Source organism: Haladaptatus sp. (genome assembly GCF_049589095.1).
Classification (GTDB): domain Archaea; phylum Halobacteriota; class Halobacteria; order Halobacteriales; family Haladaptataceae; genus Haladaptatus.
On the sequence record NZ_JBAWAC010000167.1, the window covers coordinates 1 to 2,309 of the forward strand.

General features: G+C 62.7%; 2 protein-coding genes and 1 pseudogene. 2 read left to right on the forward strand and 1 reads right to left on the reverse strand.

What is annotated here, in order from left to right; translation table 11 throughout:
• Both WBV42_RS05630 and WBV42_RS05635 read left to right on the forward strand, forming a co-directional pair.
• The coding region (locus WBV42_RS05630; protein WP_423985158.1) for an SGNH/GDSL hydrolase family protein at positions 1–735 on the forward strand (735 nt) is incomplete at its 5' end.
• Between the two features lie 213 nt (positions 736–948).
• Positions 949–2,013 (forward strand): annotated as a pseudogene (locus WBV42_RS05635) (mannonate dehydratase).
• 139 nt (positions 2,014–2,152) lie between these two features.
• Here WBV42_RS05635 and WBV42_RS05640 read toward each other — a convergent pair.
• Positions 2,153–2,309 (reverse strand): fumarylacetoacetate hydrolase family protein (locus tag WBV42_RS05640; protein ID WP_423985159.1); only part of this gene is annotated, 157 nt, incomplete at its 5' end.

Below are 2,309 nucleotides of genomic sequence, written 5' to 3' on the forward strand. Positions count from 1 at the left end.
TTCCCCGAGAAACTGGGTCGAATCGAATCCGACCGGGTCGATGAACTCGATTTTCACCCCCGAGTGTGTCGCTTACGGCTCCCGGGCGAACACCGTGGCGGCCACGTCTTCTACCACGGCGTCGAAGCGAACGTTCGACCGCCACGGGCGGACGAACTGCCTTCCCTGCGCTATCTCGCCTACGGAACGTCCATCACGGAAGGTGAAGCACCCCTCGGGGAGCACCTGACCTACGCGTCACGGACGGCCACCGGATTGGGTGCGGACCTGATCAACCTCGGTTCCTGCGGCACGGCGTTCTGCGACGAAGCCATTGCCGACTACATTGCCGGTCGGGACGACTGGGACGTCGCGACGCTCGCCGTCTCGGTCAACATGGTCGATCGCTTTTCGGTTTCGGAGTTCCACGAACGCGCACGGAATCTCCTGGAAACCGTCGCCGACGCCCATCCGGAGAAACCGGTTGTTCCCATCACCATCTATCCGAACGCCCGCGACGTTTGTGTGGGGACGGACACGGAGGGACGGTGTGAGCGATTCCGCGAGGCGCTTCGCGACGTCGTCCGGGAGACGGCACGCGATAACGTCTTCCTCGTGGAGGGTCCCGACGTTCTCGACTCCCTCGGCGGCCTCACCACCGACCTCGTCCATCCGGGGGACGATGCCATGATCCGCATGGGCGAAAACTTGGCGGCGAGGCTCGAAACCGTTCTTGCCAGGTCGGATTCGGCGTAGTGAGACGGACTCGGCGTAGTGAGACGGACTCGGCGTAGTGAGACGGATTCGGTGCAGGTGGCGGCGAAACCGCATCGATTCACGTTGTCGATCCGTACTGGTGGATCGGAAACCGGCGTGAATGGCCGCCGAACGGAAGGTCGATGTGTACGAACCGAACCGTAACTGTTCGAACGTCGGTTGATTTTTCACGGTGCGATACGGTGAATCAGTATGGATGATACTCGAACGAACGCCGGGGTGGACCGGGCCGCCGACGTTCGAGTCGGCGTTCGAACGCGTACCCTCTCGGAAGAGCGTCTTCGATACGTTCGCCAGTTAGGCGCGACCGACGTGTTCCTCGATCACGCGGATACGGAGGAGGAACCCGACGATTTTAACGATCGTGACGGATAGGAGACCGTCGCCGTCGGCCGCGATTCGATCCCGTCGGTCACGGAACTCGAAGCGGCCCGCGAACGGGTGGAATCCGCGGGACTGTCGCTCGCGGGGATCCAATCGCTTCCGTACTCGTTGTACGGGGACATCATGTTCGGCCGGGAGGGGAGCGACGCAGCGCTCGAACAGATCACGACGCTCGTCCGTAACCTCGGCGAAGCCGAGATACCCATCCTGGGATACCAGTGGAACCCCCGCGGCGTCGTGCCGATGCGAACGTCGCCGGTGAGAACGCGCGGTCAGGCCCCCGCCACCGCGTTCGACCTCTCCGAACTCGACGATCCGGACGCACTCGCTCCCGGACTCGACCGGACGTACACTGAATCGGAGTTCTGGGACCAGTACAACGAGTTTCTGCGGGCAGTTCTTCCCGTCGCGGAGGAAGCGGGAGTCACGCTCGCGCTGCATCCGGTCGACCCGCCCGTGTTGGTGTCGCTCGGAGGAATTCCCCGATTGTTCAGGAACGTCGAGAACTTCGAACGGGCGATGTCGGAAGTCCTGAGCGATAATCACGGCCTAAAGCTCTGTCTCGGCTGTTTTTCGCAGATGGACGAGGACGTTTCTGACGTCATCCGACGGTTCGGCGAACGCGACCAGATCGTCTTCATCCACTTTCGGGACGTGGTCGGGACCGTTCCGCGGTTCCACGAAACGTTCGTGGACGCGGGAAATTTCGATACGGTCGATGTCGTTCGAACCCTCCACGATATCGGGTACGACGGGGTCGTCATCCCCGATCACGTTCCGAAGATGGCCGGCGACGACGATTGGCGTCATCGGTCCCGCGGGTTCACCGTCGGCTACCTTCGCGGGGTCATCGACGCCGTGCGGTCGGAGTAGCCTCGGCGGTGGAACCGCGACGGGTCACGGTCGGACGAACGACGACGCCGGGATTTCGAATACGACCGCGTACTCCCTTCGTCCGTGGAATTCGAAAAAAGACTCTGTCGTGCGAAATCCGTGATCGGATTCTACGGCGTCACGGTTCGACGACGGGGTTCGTGAGCGTACCGATCCCCTCGATTTCGGCCTCGCAGACCTGCCCCGGTTCGAGCAGATCGACGGGGTCGCGGAAGATACCGACGCCGCCGGGCGTCCCGGTCGAGATCACGTCGCCGGGCCGCAGTGTCATGTTC